We start from the raw sequence: 18,502 nt of genomic DNA, 5'->3' as shown, positions 1-18,502 counted from the left end.
TATCTGACCGTCAACGGTATTGGAGGAAGACGTTGTCTCGCCCGAACTGGTCACGCAAAGCTTGAATCAAGCCATCGGCGGGATCAATTCGCCACGTCTCACCAAACTGCAACATCGCCTTGGCGTCATTGCCGGTGTATTCCATGGTCACCGGACATGCGCCACGGTGGCGCTTGAGCAGGTCACCCAACCAGCGTAGCTGATCGCCTTTAAGGGCTTCGGTCTTGACCTTCAAGCGCAGGCTTTCGGCGAGGTTGGTGCGCGCATCTTCCATACTCATCACCCGCTTGATCCGCAGGCGCAGGCCGCCGGAGAAGTCGTCGTTGCTGACCTCACCTTCAACGACCACCATGGCATCGGTCTGCAGCAACGACTGCGCGGAGTGGAAAGCGTCGGCAAACAGCGACGCTTCGATCCGGCCCGAGCGGTCGTCGAGGGTGATAAAGCCCATCTTGTCGCCCTTCTTATTTTTCATCACTCGCAGAGCGATGATCATGCCGGCGACCGTCTGAGTGTCGCGCGCCGGTTTCAGGTCGATGATGCGCTGACGAGCGAAACGGCGGATTTCGCCTTCGTATTCGTCAATCGGGTGACCGGTGAGGTACAGGCCCAGGGTGTCTTTTTCGCCCTTGAGTCGTTCCTTGAGGGTCAACTCCTTGGCCTTGCGGTGGTTGGCGTAAACGTCCGCGTCCTCTTCGACGAACAAGCCGCCAAACAGGTCGGCGTGGCCGCTGTCGTGGGTGCGGGCGGTCTGTTCGGCCGCCTTGATCGCTTCTTCCATGGCGGTCAGCAGCACCGCACGGTTGCGGTCGATATTGGCCTGATAAGCCTTAGGCTCATCATGGAAATACGGACCAAGGCGATCGAGCGCGCCGCTGCGGATCAAGCCGTCGAGGGTGCGTTTGTTGATGCGCTTGAGGTCAACCCGCGCGCAGAAGTCGAACAAGTCCTTGAACGGCCCGTCCTGGCGCGCTTCAGTGATGGCTTCGACCGGGCCTTCGCCCACGCCTTTGATCGCGCCCAGGCCATAGATGATGCGGCCTTCGTCGTTCACCGTGAACTTGAACTCGGAGGCGTTCACGTCCGGCGCGTCGAGGCGCAGCTTCATGGTGCGCACTTCCTCGATCAAGGTCACGACCTTGTCGGTGTTGTGCATATCCGCCGAAAGTACCGCGGCCATGAACGGCGCCGGGTAATGGGCTTTCAGCCAGGCAGTCTGGTACGACACCAGGCCGTAGGCGGCGGAGTGAGACTTGTTGAAGCCATAACCGGCGAACTTTTCTACCAGGTCGAAGATGTTACCGGCGAGGTCGGCGTCGATATTGTTGGTGGCACACCCCTCAATGAAACCGCCGCGCTGCTTGGCCATTTCTTCGGGCTTTTTCTTACCCATGGCGCGACGCAGCATGTCCGCGCCGCCGAGGGTGTAGCCGGCCATCACCTGGGCAATCTGCATCACCTGTTCTTGATACAGGATGATGCCGTAGGTTGGCGCCAGTACCGGCTTGAGGCCTTCGTACTGATAATCCGAATGCGGGTACGCCAGCTCGGCGCGGCCGTGCTTACGGTTGATGAAGTCATCCACCATGCCCGACTGCAGCGGGCCGGGACGGAACAGTGCCACCAGTGCGATCAAGTCTTCCAGGCAGTCGGGCTTGAGCTTTTTGATCAGCTCTTTCATGCCGCGCGACTCAAGCTGGAACACCGCCGTGGTTTCGGCTTTTTGCAGCAAGGTGTAAGTCGGTTTGTCGTCCAGCGGGATAAAGGCGATATCCAGCGGCGCTTCGTTGACCTTGGCGCGGTCACGGTTGATCGTCTTCAGGGCCCAGTCGATGATCGTCAGGGTGCGCAGACCCAGGAAGTCGAACTTCACCAGGCCGGCGGCTTCAACGTCGTCCTTGTCGAACTGGGTTACCAGGCCGTCGCCTTCTTCATCGCAATAGATCGGCGAAAAGTCGGTCAACTTGGTCGGCGCGATCACCACACCACCGGCGTGTTTACCGACGTTACGCACCACACCTTCGAGCTTGCGCGCCATGTCCCAGATTTCGGCGGCCTCTTCATCGACCTTGATGAAGTCGCGCAGGATTTCTTCCTGCTCGTAGGCCTTTTCCAGGGTCATGCCGACTTCGAACGGGATCATCTTCGATAGGCGGTCCGCCAGGCCGTAGGACTTGCCCTGCACCCGCGCCACGTCACGGATTACAGCCTTGGCCGCCATGGAACCGAAGGTGATGATCTGGCTTACCGCATTGCGGCCGTATTTCTCGGCCACGTACTCGATCACGCGGTCGCGGCCATCCATGCAGAAGTCGACGTCGAAGTCGGGCATGGAGACCCGTTCCGGGTTCAGGAACCGCTCGAACAGCAGGTCATATTCCAGCGGGTCAAGGTCGGTAATCTTCTGAACGTAAGCCACCAGCGAACCGGCACCTGATCCACGGCCAGGACCTACCGGTACGCCGTTGTTCTTGGCCCACTGGATAAAGTCCATCACGATCAGGAAGTAACCGGGGAACCCCATCTGGATGATGATATCCAGCTCGAAATTCAGCCGGTCAACGTAGACCTGGCGCTTGGCCTCGTAGTCCTCGGTGGTGTCCTTGGGCAGCAGCACGCTGAGGCGCTCTTCGAGGCCATCGAAGGACACTTTGCGGAAATACTCATCGATGGTCATGCCATCAGGAATCGGGAAGTTGGGCAGGAAGTGCTTGCCCAGCTTCACTTCGATATTGCAGCGCTTGGCGATTTCGACGGAGTTTTCCAGGGCCTCGGGTAGGTCGCTGAACAGCTCGGCCATCTCCTCGGCGCTTTTGAGGTACTGCTCTTCGCTGTAGTTCTTGGAACGACGCGGGTCGTCCAGAGCCCGGCCTTCGCCGATGCACACGCGGGTTTCGTGGGCTTCGAAATCTTCCTTCTTGATAAAGCGCACATCGTTGGTCGCGACCAGCGGCGCGCCCAGCTTGTCGGCCAGGGCCACGGCGGCGTGCAGATGCTCTTCATCATTGGGGCGATTGGTGCGCTGGACTTCCAGGTAGAAACGGTCGGGGAAGACCTGCATCCACTCGCGCGCCAGTACTTCGGCTTCCTGCGGGTTGCCGCCGAGCAGCGCGATGCCGATCTCACCCTCTTTGGCAGCCGACAGCATGATCACGCCCTCGCTCGCCTCGGCCACCCACTCGCGCTCGATGATGATCGAACCGTTGCGCTGGCCGTCGATAAAGCCACGGGAAATCAATTCGGTGAGGTTGCGATAACCGACGCCGTTCATCGCCAACAGGCTGATGCGGCTCAGGGGGTTATCCGGGTCTTTGTTGGACAGCCACAGGTCGGCGCCGCAAATCGGCTTGATACCGGCGCCCATGGCGTTTTTGTAGAACTTGACCAGAGAACACATGTTGTTCTGATCGGTCACCGCTACCGCAGGCATGTTCATGCCCACCAGGGTTTTGACCAGCGGTTTGATCCGTACCAGGCCGTCGACCAGGGAGTATTCAGTGTGCAGGCGCAGGTGAACGAATGAAGCCGGCATAGTGATCCTGTTCTAATACGTGGAGACAACAAGGCCCGGATTGTACCGGGCCTTGAGCAAAACATCAGCCTCGCGACTAAACCTCGATGAGGCTCTCGCGCAGCTCGTAAGCCTGGCGGACCGGGGCGAACGAGCGGCGATGGATCGGCGTGGGGCCGAGGCGAGCGAGGGCTTCCAGATGAACGGGCGTCGGATAGCCTTTATGGCCACCCATGCCGTAGCCGGGGTAGATCAACTCAAACGCGGCCATCTCACGGTCACGGCTGACTTTGGCCAGGATCGAGGCGGCAGCGATGGCCGGAACCTTGCTGTCACCCTTGACCACCGCTTCGGCAGGCATCGCCAGTTTCGGGCAACGGTTACCGTCGATCATCGCCATCTTGGGCGTGATATGCAGGCCTTCCACTGCGCGCTGCATGGCCAGCATGGTCGCGTGAAGGATGTTCAGCTCGTCGATTTCTTCGACTTCAGCCCGGGCAATATGCCAGCTCAGAGCTTTTTCACAGATCTCGTCGTAAAGCTTTTCGCGACGCGCTTCGGTGAGTTTTTTCGAATCGTTGAGGCCCAGGATCGGGCGGTTCGGATCGAGAATCACCGCCGCCGTGACGACGGCGCCACACAGCGGGCCGCGCCCTACTTCGTCAACCCCGGCGACCAGCTCGTGCACTTGCGCGACCAGGCTGAAGTCCAGGCCCATTTGCGTCGTCATAGGGCTTCCTGTTTGTGGCCAATCAAGGTCAGCACGGCGTCTGCAGCCTGGTTCGACGCATCACGGCGCAAGGTCCGGTGGATGTCGTCGAAACCGCGGGTCTGTTCTTCGCCGCCGTCGATCAAGGGTAGTAGCGTTTGCGCCAGAGCCTGGGGCGTTGCATCGTCCTGCAACAACTCCGGGACCAGCAGACGCTGGGCCAACAGGTTCGGCAAGGAGATGTAAGGACTTTTGACCATGCGCTTGAGAATCCAGAACGTCAGCGGCGCGAGGCGATAGGCCACGACCATCGGACGCTTGTACAACAACGCTTCCAGGGTGGCTGTGCCTGAGGCGATCAGTACCGCATCACATGCCGCCAGGGCCAGGTGCGACTGACCGTCCAGCAAGGTCACCGGCAGCGTGCGCCCTTCCAGCAGCGTTTCAATTTGTGCACGACGTTGCGGGCTGGCACATGGCAACACAAAACGAATGCAGGGCTTCAACACCTGCAGACGTTCGGCGGCGTCAAAAAACAGCGCCCCCAGGCGACCGACTTCACCGCCGCGACTGCCCGGCATCAACGCTACCAGCGGGCCGTCGGGCAGACCCAGCTCGGCACGCGCAGCCGCGCGATCAGCTTGCAACGGAATGGTATCGGCCAGGGTGTGCCCGACAAACCGCACCGGCACGCCCTTCTCTTCGTAGAACCTGGCTTCGAACGGCAGCAGTGTCAGCATCAAATCGCAGCCTTCACGGATCTTGAGCACGCGCTTCTGCCGCCACGCCCATACCGAAGGGCTGACGTAGTGCACGGTCTTAATCCCGGCCTGACGCAACTTGAGCTCGATATTGAGGGTGAAGTCCGGCGCATCGATTCCGATAAAGACGTCAGGCTTTTCTTCAATCAAGGTCTGAATCAGCAGCTTGCGGCGAGCCAGCAGCTCGCGCAGACGGCCCAGCACTTCCACCAGACCCATGACGGAAAGACGCTCCATGGGAAAGTAGGACGTCAGCCCTTCGGCCTGCATGAGCGGGCCGCCCACACCGATAAATTCCACCGCGGGATGCTGGGCCTTGAGGGCCCGCATCAAGCCTGCGCCGAGAATATCGCCGGAAGCTTCTCCGGCCACCAACGCGATACGCAGATTAGCCATGATCAGCGGGTAATGCCGCGAGTCGATGCCTGGATAGAGTCACGGAACACCGCGACTTCCGGGTACAACGCTGCCGGCTCGGTCAGTTCGGTCAAGGCTTGGTCAACTGTCAGACCCTGACGGTAAACCACCTTATAGGCGCGGCGCAGGGCGTGAATCGCATCTTCACTGAACCCGCGACGGCGCATGCCTTCGAAGTTCATGCTGCGCGCTTCAGCCGGGTTGCCGAATACCGTGACGAAGGCCGGAACGTCCTTGCCGATCGCAGTGCCCATGCCGGAAAAGCTGTGGGCGCCAATATGGCAATACTGATGCACCAGGGTAAAGCCAGACAGAATCGCCCAGTCATCAACATGCACATGGCCCGCCAACGCAGTGTTGTTGACCAGAATGCAATGGTTGCCGATGACGCTGTCGTGGCCGATGTGGGCATAGGCCATGATCAGGTTGTGATCCCCCAGAGTGGTCTCGGCACGATCCTGCACAGTACCGCGGTGAATCGTCACGCCTTCACGGATGATGTTGTGATCACCGATTACCAGGCGTGTTTCCTCACCCTTGTACTTCATGTCCGGGGTGTCTTCGCCTACCGAGGAAAACTGGTAGATACGATTGTGTTTGCCAATGCGGGTCGGACCTTTAAGGATCACGTGTGGCCCGATGACAGTCCCCTCGCCGATTTCAACACCTGCGCCGACGATCGACCATGGGCCGACCTCAACGTCTGCGGCCAGAACGGCCGACGGATCGATGATTGCGCGAGGGTCAATCAAACTCATAGTTTGCGTTCCGCGCAGATGATCTCAGCAGAGCACACCGGCTTGCCGTCCACCGAAGCCTGGCATTCGAACTTCCAGATCTGGCGCTTGCAGCTGATGAACTTGGCTTCCAGGATCAACTGGTCACCCGGTGTGACCGGGTTGCGAAAACGCAGCTTGTCGGAGCCCACGAAATAATACAGCGTGCCATCGGCAGGCTTGAGGTCGAGCATTTTGAAACCAAGGATACCGGCAGCCTGGGCCATCGCTTCGATGATCAATACGCCCGGCATGATTGGATGCGCGGGGAAGTGGCCATTGAAGAACGGTTCGTTGATGCTGACATTCTTGTAGGCACGAATGCGCTTTTCCTCGATGTTGAGGTCCACTACACGGTCCACCAGCAGGAACGGGTAACGGTGAGGCAGGTATTCGCGAATCTCGTTGATGTCCATCATTTCGGGGGGAAGCCTGTAATAAAGATTGGGGGCGGGCGGACAAAACGCACGCCCCGCTAGCAAATCAAGGAGGCAGTCTAGCGGCTGTGCACACTTGATATGGAAATGGTATCAGCCTTCTGATGAAGCATTACCGCCAGGGGTCACGTCCCCAACACGCTTTTCCAGCTGTTTGAGGCGTCGAGCCATGTCGTCGAGCTGCCGCAAACGTGCTGCACTCTTGCGCCATTCAGCCGCGGGCTGCATAGCGGTACCGGAAGAATAGGCACCGGGCTCGGTAATCGAGTGCGTTACCATGGTCATGCCGGTAATGAAGACGTTGTCGCAAATCTCGATGTGCCCCACCAACCCGACGCCACCAGCGAGCATGCAATGCTTGCCGATCTTGGTGCTGCCGGAAATCCCCACGCACGCGGCCATGGCGGTGTGATCGCCAATCTGTACGTTGTGGGCAATCTGGATCTGGTTGTCGAGCTTCACACCGTTACCGATGACGGTATCCGCCAAGGCGCCACGGTCCACTGCGGTATTGACGCCGATTTCCACGTCGTCGCCGATCAGCACACCGCCCACCTGGGCAATCTTGTGCCAGATGCCTTTGGATTGGGCAAAGCCGAAGCCTTCACCCCCGATCACGGCGCCCGACTGAATGACCACACGTTCACCGATACGCACGTCGTGGTACAGGGTGACACGCGGAGCCAGCCAGCCATCGGCACCGATCTCGCAGCGCGCGCCGATAAAGCAATGCGCACCCACTGTGACGCCGGCGGCAATGCGCGCGCCGCTCTCGATCACGGCAAACGCGCCAATGCTTGCCGCAGGGTCAACCCAGGCATCATCAGCAATGACCGCAGACGGATGAATACCGCCAGCAGCCTTTGGCTTTGGATCGAACAGGTGCGAGGCCCGGGCATAAGCCAGGTAAGGATCGGCCACCACCAGCGCATCCCCGGCAAACCCTTCGGCATCAGCGGCCTTCAGCAACACGGCTGCGGCTTGACTATCGACCAGGTATTTACGGTATTGGGGACTTGCGAGGAAGCTCAACTGAGCTGGGCCAGCCCCCTGCAAGGTGGCTAGCCCAGTGATTTCTTTCTCCGGGGAGCCGCGCAAGGTGGCCCCCAGGAACTCGGCCAACTCGCCGAGTTTGATAGTCGCGGTCATGGCTTACTTCAGCTGGTTCATGCGCTCGATCACCTGGCGGGTGATGTCGTATTGAGGCTTGACGTCGATCACGGCGCCGCGTTCGAACACCAGGTCAAAGGCACCTTTCTTGATGACTTCTTCCACAGCGCTGTCGAGTTTCGGCTTGAGCTGCTTGAGCATTTCACGGTCGGCAACGGCTTTGGCTTCGTTCAGCTCCTTGGACTGGAACTGGTAGTCACGGGCCTTTTGCTTGAATTCAAGCTCCAGACGCTCGCGCTCGCCTTGCTGCATCTTGTCGCCACCGGCTACCAGACGATCCTGGATGCCTTTGGCACTGCTTTCCAGAGTTTTCAGCTTGGTCAGTTGCGGACCGAATTTTTTCTCGGCATCCACTGCGTAACGCTTGGCCGCGTCGGATTCCAGCAGAGCCATCTGATAGTTCAGGACGGCGATTTTCATTTCGGCGAAGGCCGGGGTGGTCACCAGCACGGTGGCCAGCAGAACCAATTGAGTCAACTTGCGCACGATGTACTCCTACAGAATCCGTTGTCGTTATCTTGGGTCAGACGCTTAGAACGTCTGGCCGAGGGAGAATTGGAAAATCTGGGTTTCAGCGTTATCCGGTTTCTTGATCGGCATGGCCAGAGCAAAGCTCAATGGGCCAAGCGCGGTCACCCATGTCACACCCACACCCACGGAGCTCGCCAGGTTGCTGAGGCTCACGTCGTTGCACTGGGTGTTCGACACAGAACCAGGTTTAGGGTTTTGAACTTGTTCGCACTTGGAGTCGAACACGTTACCCACATCCCAGAAGACCGAAGTACGCAGGGATCGCTGGTCCTTGACGAATGGCAGCGGGAACAGAATCTCCGCACCACCTTGAATCAGAACGTTACCACCGAATGGCAGGGGATCGTTGTCCGAGTCAAGCAGGGTACCCTGGTTACCGGTTTTGTCGAAGCCACGGCTCGGCGTACCGCGAGGGCCCAGGGTGCTGTCCTTGAAGCCACGCACCGAGTTGAAACCACCAGCATAGTAGTTCTCGTAGAACGGCAAGCCATTGGTCGAACCATAACCGTCGCCATAACCCAGCTCAGTGTGCAGACGCATGGTGTAGTTATCGCTCAACGGCTGGAACAACTGACCACGGTAGTCGAGCTTGAAGAACGACAGGTCGCTGCCCGGCGTAGTCACTTCTGCTGTGAGGCTCTGGGAGTGACCACGGGTCGCCAGCACGCCTTTGTTCAGGGTCGATTCCGACCAACCGGCCGAAGCCTTGAAGTTCAGGAACTGGTCACCCTCTTTACGCACGAAGTCGAAGATTTCGTCCACGGTGTACACACCGGTCTTGATCTTGTCTTGTTGCGCGGTCAGGCCGAAGGTCAGACGCGACGTCTCGCTGATCGGGTAACCGATGTTGACACCGGCGCCGAGGCTGTCGATCGCATAGCTTGCAACGTCAACGTCGAGGTCTTTGTAGTCGGTGGTGCGGTAGAAGGCGTTGTAGCCCAGGCTCACACCGTCAGCAGTCCAGTAGGGGTCGACATAACCGAAGTTATAGCGGCTCTGGTATTCGCTTCGGGTCAGGCCGATGGAAACCTTGTTACCGGTACCGAGGAAGTTGTTCTGAGTGATCGAGCCGCCGAGGATCAGACCGGCGCTCTGTGCGAAACCAACGCTGGCGGTGATCGAACCCGACGCTTGTTCTTCAACGGCGTAGTTCACATCAACCTGGTCATCAACGCCCGGTACGGCCGGGGTTTCGACGTTGACTTCTTTGAAGAAGCCCAGGCGCTCAAGACGAGTCTTGGACTGGTCGATCAGGTAAGTCGACGCCCAGCCACCTTCCATTTGACGCATCTCACGACGCAGCACTTCGTCCGCAGACTTGGTGTTGCCACGGAAGTTGATGCGGTTCACGTAGGCGCGCTTGCCCGGGTCAACGACGAAGGTGATGTCCACAGTGTGGTCATCATCGTGCGGAGTCGGTACGCCGTTGACGTTGGCGAAGGTATAGCCTTCGTTACCCAGACGACGGGTAATCAGCTCGGACGTGGTGGTCATCAGCTTGCGCGAGAACACTTGGTTTTTCTGTACCAGCAACAGCGCCTTGACCTGGTCTTCAGGTACTTTCAGGTCGCCGCTGAGTTTCACGTCACGAACGGTGTACTTCTCGCCTTCGTTGACGTTGACAGTAATGTAGACGTGCTTCTTGTCCGGGGTGATGGACACCTGGGTCGAAGCGATATCCATGTTGATATAGCCACGGTCCAGGTAGTAGGAGCGCAGACGTTCCAGGTCACCCGACAGTTTTTCACGGGCGTACTTGTCATCGTTCTTGAAGAACGACAACCAGTTGGTGGTCTTGAGTTCGAACAGGTCGATCAGGTCGTCATCAGCAAACTTGGTGTTACCCACCACGTTGATGTGCTGAATTGCCGCCACCGTGCCTTCGTTGATCTTGACCTTGAGGCCAACACGGTTACGAGGCTGCGGGATCACTTCTGTTTCCACGGTCGCGGAATAGCGGCCCTGGGCAACGTACTGACGTTGCAATTCGTTACGCACACCTTCAAGGGTGGCGCGCTGGAAGATCTCGCCCTCGGCAAGGCCGGATTGCTTGAGACCCTTCATCAAGTCTTCAGTGGAGATCGCTTTGTTACCTTCGATCTCGATACTGGCGACAGAAGGTCGCTCGACGACAGTGATGACCAGGACGTTGCCTTCGCGACCCAGTTGGATATCTTGAAAGAACCCGGTTTTGAACAGCGCACGAGTGGACTCCACCAGGCGACGATCATCCGCCTGTTCCCCGACGTTCAACGGCAAGGCACCAAAGACGCTTCCCGCGGAAACCCGCTGGAGGCCGTTGACGCGAATATCGGAGATAGTGAAGGACTCGGCGTGAACTTCGGCGATCATCAATACGGTGAGAACCGCAGTTAGCAGCAGACGTTTCATGAAGTCCTTTCTTATTCCAACTGGCAATAAACAAACTGCCGCAAAATGCGGCAGATTCGCAATTCAGCGAAGCGTTACAGTCGTCCCAGATCGTTGACCAGAGCTAACAACATCACTCCGACCACCAAACTGATACCGATCTGTATCCCCCAACCCTGCACCCGATCCGACAAGGGGCGACCACGCACCCACTCGACCAGATAAAACAACAGATGCCCCCCATCCAATACTGGAATGGGCAGCAAATTCAGAACTCCAAGGCTAATACTCAGATAAGCCAGGAAATTCAGGAAATCCGCGACACCCGACTGGGCAGAAGCGCCCGCCACTTTAGCAATGGTTATCGGTCCACTCAAGTTTTTTACCGAGAGCTCGCCGAACAACATTTTCTTGAGCGATTCGAGCGTCAGCACACTCATGGTCCAAGTGCGTTTTGCACCCTCGCCAATTGCCGCCAAAGGCCCGAAGCTCACCTCGCGCACCATCGATGGCGGCCACTCGACACCTTTTACCCCCGCACCGAGGTAACCCCCGGCCGCCTTGGCTTCCCCGCGAACAGCCAGGGTCACAGGGACGTCGATTTGAGCACCATCGCGCTCAACTTTCAGCACAATTTTGGTATCAGGCCGTACACGCACCAGATCCACCACTTGCTGCCAGTCGCCCAGCGCCTGACCATCCAGCGCCAACAGGCGATCGCCGGTTTTCAGACCTGCGGCCTGCGCCGGGCCTTTCGGGTCCAGCTCGGCGAGCACCGGCGGCAGGGCCGGACGCCACGGACGAATGCCCAGAGACTTGATCGGATCAGGCTCTTCTGCGCCTTTGAGCCAATGGTCCAGGGACAATTCACGCGGCGTCTCGGCGGTGGAATCCTGCTCGCGCACCACCACATTAATAGTGCCGCTCTCGCCCATGCGGCGAACCAACTGCAAATTGACAGCGCCCCAGCCGGTGGTGGGCTCGCCATCAATGGAAACAATTTCCTGCCCAGCGATCAGCCCGGCCTTGGCCGCCATGCTGTCTGCTTCAACTGCGCCGATGACCGGGCGCACCTGCTGGCTGCCCATCATGGCCAGGACCCAGAAGAACACGATTGCCAAGAGGAAATTGGCGATCGGGCCGGCTGCGACAATGGCGATACGCTGACGAACGGTCTTACGGTTGAAGGATTGGTCCAACTGATCGACAGGTACCTCGCCTTCACGCTCGTCGAGCATCTTGACGTAGCCGCCCAGCGGAATGGCCGCAATCACGAATTCAGTGCCCCGACGGTCGTGCCAACGCAACAGCGGCATGCCGAAACCGACGGAAAAGCGCAGCACCTTGACGCCGCAACGACGCGCGACCCAAAAGTGGCCGAATTCGTGAAAGGTTACCAGCACACCCAGAGCAACCAGGGTGCCGACAATCATGTAGAGCGCACTCATCTAATTTCTCCGCATTCCAATCCAGTGCCTGAAGACTCAAACCTGCCCACAGACTAACGCGCGTTGCGGTTCAACCACTGCTGGGCCAGGGCCCGGGCCTTTGTATCGGCCTCGAACACTGCACCCAAATCATCCACTGCCACAACGGGCTCAAGACTCAAAACGTCCTCGATGATACTCGCGATCTGCGGAAAGCGAATACGCCCCTCAAGAAACGCCGCCACCGCCACCTCGTTGGCCGCATTGAGCACGGCCGGCGCACTGTTGCCCGCCTCTGCCGCTTGCCGGGCCAGACGCAGGCACGGGAAGCGCTGCTCGTCGGGCGCTTCGAAGTCCAGGCGGGCAATGGCAAACAGGTCCAACGGCGCAACGCCGGAATCAATCCGCTCCGGCCAGGCCAGTGCATTGGCAATTGGCGTACGCATATCGGGGTTGCCCAACTGGGCCAGAACCGAACCATCGACATAGTCGACCAAAGAATGAATCACACTCTGCGGGTGAATCACCACCTCGACCTGATCAGGCCGCGCATCGAACAACCAGCACGCCTCGATCAACTCAAGGCCTTTGTTCATCATGCTCGCCGAATCCACGGAGATTTTTCGCCCCATCGACCAGTTTGGGTGTGCACACGCCTGATCAGGCGAGACATGCTCAAGATCAGCCAGCGGAGTTTGTCGGAAAGGGCCACCGGAAGCCGTCAGGAGAATCCGCCGCACGCCAACCTGGCTCAGGCCTCGGGCAAAATCACCGGGCATGCACTGGAAGATCGCATTGTGTTCGCTGTCCAGAGGCAGCAGCACGGCGCCACTCTTGCGCACAGCCTGCATAAAGAGCGTGCCGGACATCACCAGCGCCTCTTTATTGGCCAGCAGGATCTTTTTGCCGGCATCGACCGCGGCCAGTGTCGGGCGCAACCCTGCCGCGCCAACAATGGCGGCCACCACAGTGTCGACTTCGGCATCAGCCGAGACCTGGCACAAGCCCTCCTCGCCCACCAATACGTGGGTCGCAAGGCCTGCAGACCTCAATTGGTCCTGCAAGCCGCGCGCTACCGACACCTCTGGCACAACGGCGAATCTAGGCGTATGACGCACGCACAAGGCCAGCAACTCATTCAAGCGAGAGAAGCCGGTTAGCGCAAATACCTGATAACGATCTGGATGGCGAGCGATCACATCCAGCGTACTGAGCCCGACCGAGCCGGTCGCGCCCAGCACGGTCACCTGTTGCAGGCGGCTCACGAAGCCGCCATCCACAACAGCACGGCGAAGATGGGAATGGCAGCGGTAAGGCTGTCGATTCGATCCAGCACGCCGCCATGACCCGGCAGCAGGTTGCTGCTGTCCTTGATTCCGGCCTGGCGCTTGAACATGCTTTCGGTGAGGTCACCCACTACGGAGATGAACACCACAACGGCAGTGCCCAGCAAAGCCAGAAGAATTTCCTTGACCGACCAGTCGCGCACCACGCCGACAACCAGCGTGATCACCAACGTCAATGCCAAGCCACCGTAAACACCTTCCCAGCTCTTGCCCGGGCTGACGGCGGGCGCCAACTTGCGCTTGCCGAACGCCCGGCCGGAGAAGTAGGCACCAATGTCAGCACCCCACACCAGGACCATCACCGCCATGATCAGCCAGTTGCCCATCGGCGAATTCTTGATTTCAACCAGCCCTTGCCAGGCCGGCAGCAAAATCAGAAGACCAATCACCAACTTGCTGGCCACGCTGGACCATTGGCCGCTGGTGCGCGGGTAGGTCAGCACCAGGAAGGTCGCGAGCGCCCACCACAGCACCGCTGCCCCCAACACCCAAGGCACGACAATGCTCGAAAGCGTATGCATGAGAAACAGCAACAGCGCCACCACAGCGGCGTAAACCACGCGAGGCAACTGCTCGTTGAAACCGGCCAGGCGTGCCCACTCCCAAGCACCCAGGGTAACGACCAGGCCGATAAACAGCGCAAAGCCGGAACCGTCGAGCAGAAAAAAACCACACAAGGCAATCGGCAGCAGGATCAGTGCTGTGATGATTCGTTGTTTAAGCATTTAAACCCGGGCTCCAGCTTCGATCTGCTCGCTCGTTTTACCGAAGCGACGCTGACGGGAAGCGAAATCGGCCAGCGCATTGCGCATGGCATCGTGTTTGAAGTCCGGCCAGAACAGGTCGGAGAAGTACAGCTCGGTGTAGGCCAGCTGCCACAGCAGGAAATTGCTGATGCGGTGCTCACCACCGGTACGGATGCACAAGTCCGGCAACGGCAGATCACCGGTTACCAGGCAGGTTTGCAACAATTCGGGCGTAATGTCGTCGGGCCGCAGATGCCCGGCCTGCACTTCGCGGGCAAGCCGCTGTGCAGCCTGGGCGATATCCCACTGGCCACCGTAGTTGGCTGCAATCTGCAGCACAAAACGGTTGGAGCCGGCGGTGATAGCCTCGGCTTCGCGCATGGCCGCTTGCAGTTCCGGATGGAACCGCGAGCGATCACCAATGATGCGCAGGCTGATGTTGTTGTCGTTGAGGCGCTTGGCCTCACGACGCAACGCCTTGAAGAACAGGTCCATCAAGGCGCTGACTTCTTCGGCGGGCCGTTGCCAGTTCTCGCTGGAGAAGGCAAACAGAGTCAACACCTCGACCTTGGCCTCGGCACACACTTCAATAACAGCGCGCACCGCATCGACACCCGCCTTATGCCCGGCGACACCCGGCATAAAGCGTTTTTTCGCCCAGCGATTATTCCCATCCATGATGATCGCGACATGGCGCGGCACCACGGAGGGCACAGTCTGCTTGGTCTTTTCCATGAAGGCGTCCTGACCCCTTATACGGCCATCAGGTCCTTTTCTTTCTCTTCCGTGGCCTTGGTGATCTGGGCCTCGGCGTCTTTGGTCAGTTTGTCGATTTCAGCAACGGCGCGACGCTCTTCGTCCTCGCTGATTTCTTTGTCCTTGACCAGTTTCTTGAGGTCGCCCAACGCATCACGACGAATGTTGCGCACGGCAACACGTGCATCTTCAGCAGCGCTGCGCGCCTGCTTGGTGAAGCCCTTGCGGGTCTCTTCAGTCAGGGCAGGCATGGAGATCAGCAACAACTCGCCCAGGTTGGTCGGGTTGAGGTTCAGGCCGGCGCTCTGGATGGCTTTGTCGACGGCTGCGAGCATGTTGCGCTCGAAGGCCACGACTTGCAGGGTGCGCGAGTCTTTTACAGTGATGTTGGCGACCTGGGTAATGGAGGTGTCAGTGCCGTAGTACGGCACCATCACGCTGCCCAGGATGCTTGGGTGTGCCTTACCGGTACGAATCTGGCCAAAAGCATGGGCCAGAGACTCCAGGGATTTGTGCATACGCTCTTGAGCGTCTTTCTTGATTTCGTTGATCATTGTTGGCCTTCCTCGATCAGAGTCCCTTCCGCGCCGCCGTGTACGATGTTCAGCAGGGCGCCGGGCTTGTTCATGTTAAATACGCGCAGTGGCATCTTGTGGTCACGGCACAGGCAAATAGCCGTCAGGTCCATCACGCCCAGCTTGCGATCCAGTACTTCATCGTAGGTCAGATGATCGAACTTCTCGGCATGCGGGTCCTTGAATGGGTCTGCGGTGTAGACACCGTCCACCTTGGTGGCCTTGAGCACGACGTCGGCATCGATTTCGATGGCGCGCAGGCAGGCAGCCGAATCCGTGGTGAAGAACGGGTTGCCGGTACCGGCAGCAAAGATCACTACTTCTTTGGCGTTCAGGTGACGCATGGCTTTGCGACGATCATAGTGATCGGTCACGCCAACCATGGAAATAGCCGACATCACGATCGCCGAGATATTGGCACGCTCCAGGGCGTCACGCATTGCCAGGGCGTTCATCACAGTGGCCAGCATGCCCATGTGGTCGCCAGTTACCCGGTCCATGCCGGCCGCACTCAGCGCCGCACCACGGAACAGGTTACCACCGCCAATCACCAGGCCGACCTGAACACCGATACCGACCAATTGGCCGACTTCCAGCGCCATGCGGTCGAGCACCTTGGGATCGATCCCGAACTCTTCCGAGCCCATCAGGGCCTCGCCGCTAAGCTTGAGTAGAATGCGTTTATAGCGAGCCTGATAACCACTGCCCTGCTGAGCCATTGCGAATCTCTCCTGCGGCGTATTTTTTAAAAATTCTTGGCGAGCCGTTTACGGCTTGCGTTCACTCTAGCTGGACGCTGTCTCAGCGCCATCGGAACACGGCTTTGTAAGCCAGTTCCGAGAGGAAACCAAATAAAAATTGGCCTTCCCATTTGAAAAGAGGCTGCGCGCGTGAGCGGGCAGCCTCTTTCGGGCGACAGTTGAAAACCGTCTTATTGCTTGGCGGCAGCCAGCTGGGCAGCAACTTCTTCAGCGAAGTTGTCGACCGGCTTCTCGATGCCTTCGCCTACTTTGTAGTAAGTGAAGGAAACGATTTCAGCACCGGCTTTTTTGGCCAGTTCGCCAACCTTGATTTCAGGGTTCTTGACGAACGCCTGCTCAACCAGGCTCGCTTCAGCCAGGAACTTGCTGATACGGCCTTTGATCATGTTTTCAACGATGTTTTCTGGCTTGCCGGCGATCTTGTCAGCGTTCAGGCTCAGGAACACAGCTTTTTCGCGCTCGATTGCGTCAGCAGACACTTCCGATGGCAGCAGGAACTCTGGGTTGCTGGCCGCTACGTGCATAGCGATGTCTTTGGCCAGCTCAACGTCGCCGCCTTTAAGGGCAACCACAACGCCGATTTTGTTACCGTGCAGGTAACCGCCAACCACATCACCTTCGATGCGCGCCAGACGACGGATGTTGACGTTTTCGCCAACCTTGCCGACCAGTACCAGGCGAGCAGCTTCTTGAGCTTCGATCAACGGCTCAACAGTGGTCAGTTTGTCGGCGAACGCTTTTTCAACGCTAGCAGCAACAAATGCCTTGAAGTCGTCTTGCAGAGCCAGGAAGTCGGTCTGCGAGTTCACTTCCAGCAGAACAGCGGACTTACCGTCTTCTTTCAGAGCGATAGCGCCTTCAGCAGCTACGTTGCCTGCTTTCTTGGCAGCCTTGATGGCGCCGGAAGCACGCATGTCATCAATGGCTTTTTCGATGTCGCCGCCGGCCTTGGTCAAGGCCTTTTTGCAATCCATCATGCCTTCGCCGGTGCGCTCACGCAGTTCTTTAACCAACGCTGCAGTAATCTCTGCCATTTCAAAATCCTCTTGGATAGGTTTTCAACCATTCCACCCGATCAAACGGGCGATCAATTCTTCCCGAATCACCCTTGTAGGCCGCTGCACGTTACAGAAGATGTAGCTGCGCTGCCGACAAATGGTTTTCGAGGTGGCAAAAAGGGGGCCAAGCCCCCTTTTTGCTTACTGAGTCAACGCCAGGGCGTCAGTTACTCAGCGGCAGCTACCGGAGCTTCTTCAACGAACTGCTCGGTACCACCAGCAACGTGGTTGCGACCACGGATTACAGCGTCAGCCATCGAACCCATGTACAGCTGGATAGCGCGGATTGCGTCATCGTTGCCTGGGATGATGTAGTCAACGCCTTCCGGGCTGCTGTTGGTATCGACTACGCCGATAACAGGGATGCCCAGCTTGTTGGCTTCGGTGATCGCGATGCGCTCGTGATCAACGTCGATAACGAACAGTGCGTCAGGCAGACCGCCCATGTCCTTGATACCACCCAGGGAACGATCGAGCTTTTCCAGGTCGCGAGTGCGCATCAGCGCCTCTTTCTTGGTCAGCTTGGCGAAAGTACCGTCTTCGGCTTGCACTTCAAGGTCACGCAGACGCTTGATGGAAGCACGGATGGTTTTGAAGTTGGTCAGCATGCCGCCCAACCAGCGGTGATCGACGTACGGCGAACCGCAACGTGCTGCTTCTTCAGCAACGATCTTGCCAGCGGAACGCTTGGTGCCGACGAACAGAATCTTGTTTTTGCCCTGGGCCAGACGCTCTACGAAAGTCAGCGCTTCGTTGAACATTGGCAGGGTTTTTTCAAGGTTGATAATGTGGATCTTGTTACGCGCGCCGAAAATGTATTTACCCATTTTCGGGTTCCAGTAACGGGTCTGGTGACCGAAGTGCACACCGGCCTTCAGCATATCGCGCATGTTGACTTGGGACATGATAGTTCCTTAATAAGTCGGGTTTGGCCTCCACGTATCCCAATGACCAACCAGCGGCATTCGCCTCCGGCACCCAGGTCATCGTGTCGACACGTGTGTGGATTTAAGCTTTGCGGGGTATCCCCGGAAAGCGGCGCATTTTATACCACACGAAGGACAAAAACGAAACCCGCAATCACATTTGCCGTGATCGGCTTTTGCGTAAGCCTTTGAATAGAGCCAACATGCCCCTACCTTATAGAGAGA

At 58.3% G+C, this 18,502-nt stretch carries 16 protein-coding genes; all 16 read right to left on the bottom strand.

The annotated features are described in order from the left end of the window. Positions 1–10 precede the first annotated feature (10 nt). The 16 genes from dnaE to rpsB all read right to left on the bottom strand — a co-directional run bounded on the left by dnaE (position 11) and on the right by rpsB (position 18,256). Positions 11–3,532: a DNA polymerase III subunit alpha gene (gene dnaE, locus AACW30_RS23195; protein ID WP_106577160.1), complete on the bottom strand. Its 3,522-nt coding sequence runs from the start codon at positions 3,530–3,532 to the stop codon at positions 11–13. Between the two features lie 76 nt (positions 3,533–3,608). Continuing rightward, the gene (rnhB, locus tag AACW30_RS23190; protein WP_169368380.1) at positions 3,609–4,241 is read right to left on the bottom strand and encodes a ribonuclease HII; all 633 of its coding nucleotides are present in this window, start codon (positions 4,239–4,241) and stop codon (positions 3,609–3,611) included. Beyond that, positions 4,238–5,377, bottom strand: coding sequence for a lipid-A-disaccharide synthase (gene lpxB, locus AACW30_RS23185; protein ID WP_200623534.1), 1,140 nt, complete (start codon positions 5,375–5,377; stop codon positions 4,238–4,240). Before lpxB ends, rnhB begins: the two co-directional genes overlap by 4 nt. A 2-nt stretch (positions 5,378–5,379) precedes the next feature. Beyond that, entirely contained in the window at positions 5,380–6,156 is a 777-nt protein-coding gene (gene lpxA, locus AACW30_RS23180) for an acyl-ACP--UDP-N-acetylglucosamine O-acyltransferase (RefSeq protein WP_106577163.1), read from the bottom strand. Continuing rightward, entirely contained in the window at positions 6,153–6,593 is a 441-nt protein-coding gene (fabZ, locus tag AACW30_RS23175; protein WP_016976866.1) for a 3-hydroxyacyl-ACP dehydratase FabZ, read from the bottom strand. Before fabZ ends, lpxA begins: the two co-directional genes overlap by 4 nt. Before the next feature lie 111 nt (positions 6,594–6,704). Then, positions 6,705–7,760 carry a UDP-3-O-(3-hydroxymyristoyl)glucosamine N-acyltransferase gene (gene lpxD / locus AACW30_RS23170; protein ID WP_200623533.1) on the bottom strand — a complete coding sequence of 352 codons (1,056 nt, stop codon included), beginning with the start codon at positions 7,758–7,760 and terminating at the stop codon, positions 6,705–6,707. A 3-nt stretch (positions 7,761–7,763) separates the two neighbouring features. After that, positions 7,764–8,267, bottom strand: a complete 504-nt coding sequence (locus tag AACW30_RS23165; protein ID WP_003189173.1) for an OmpH family outer membrane protein — start codon at positions 8,265–8,267, stop codon at positions 7,764–7,766. A 45-nt stretch (positions 8,268–8,312) separates the two neighbouring features. Beyond that, positions 8,313–10,703: an outer membrane protein assembly factor BamA gene (gene bamA, locus AACW30_RS23160; protein WP_200623531.1), complete on the bottom strand. Its 2,391-nt coding sequence runs from the start codon at positions 10,701–10,703 to the stop codon at positions 8,313–8,315. A gap of 74 nt (positions 10,704–10,777) precedes the next feature. Next, entirely contained in the window at positions 10,778–12,130 is a 1,353-nt protein-coding gene (rseP, locus tag AACW30_RS23155; protein WP_119738754.1) for a sigma E protease regulator RseP, read from the bottom strand. 53 nt (positions 12,131–12,183) lie between these two features. After that, positions 12,184–13,374 (bottom strand): 1-deoxy-D-xylulose-5-phosphate reductoisomerase, encoded by a 1,191-nt coding sequence (ispC, locus tag AACW30_RS23150; protein ID WP_200623530.1) that lies wholly within the window; start codon positions 13,372–13,374, stop codon positions 12,184–12,186. Further along, a complete protein-coding gene (locus tag AACW30_RS23145) occupies positions 13,371–14,180 on the bottom strand; it encodes a phosphatidate cytidylyltransferase (RefSeq protein ID WP_169368374.1) in 810 nt (269 codons plus the stop codon). Before AACW30_RS23145 ends, ispC begins: the two co-directional genes overlap by 4 nt. Beyond that, a complete protein-coding gene (gene uppS, locus AACW30_RS23140) occupies positions 14,181–14,936 on the bottom strand; it encodes a polyprenyl diphosphate synthase (protein ID WP_017137143.1) in 756 nt (251 codons plus the stop codon). Between the two features lie 17 nt (positions 14,937–14,953). Continuing rightward, the gene (frr, locus tag AACW30_RS23135; RefSeq protein WP_200623529.1) at positions 14,954–15,511 is read right to left on the bottom strand and encodes a ribosome recycling factor; all 558 of its coding nucleotides are present in this window, start codon (positions 15,509–15,511) and stop codon (positions 14,954–14,956) included. After that, entirely contained in the window at positions 15,508–16,251 is a 744-nt protein-coding gene (pyrH, locus tag AACW30_RS23130; RefSeq protein ID WP_003172271.1) for a UMP kinase, read from the bottom strand. Before pyrH ends, frr begins: the two co-directional genes overlap by 4 nt. A gap of 212 nt (positions 16,252–16,463) precedes the next feature. Next, complete coding sequence (gene tsf / locus AACW30_RS23125) at positions 16,464–17,327, bottom strand: translation elongation factor Ts (protein ID WP_083359812.1); 864 nt, start codon at positions 17,325–17,327, stop codon at positions 16,464–16,466. Between the two features lie 191 nt (positions 17,328–17,518). Then, positions 17,519–18,256, bottom strand: coding sequence for a 30S ribosomal protein S2 (rpsB, locus tag AACW30_RS23120; protein WP_003219330.1), 738 nt, complete (start codon positions 18,254–18,256; stop codon positions 17,519–17,521). Positions 18,257–18,502: the final 246 nt, after the last annotated feature.

The organism is Pseudomonas sp. MF6747 (assembly GCF_963890955.1).
Classification (GTDB): Bacteria; Pseudomonadota; Gammaproteobacteria; order Pseudomonadales; family Pseudomonadaceae; genus Aquipseudomonas.
Note: the sequence above shows the minus strand (reverse complement) of the source record. Positions and strands in the feature narration are given on the sequence as shown.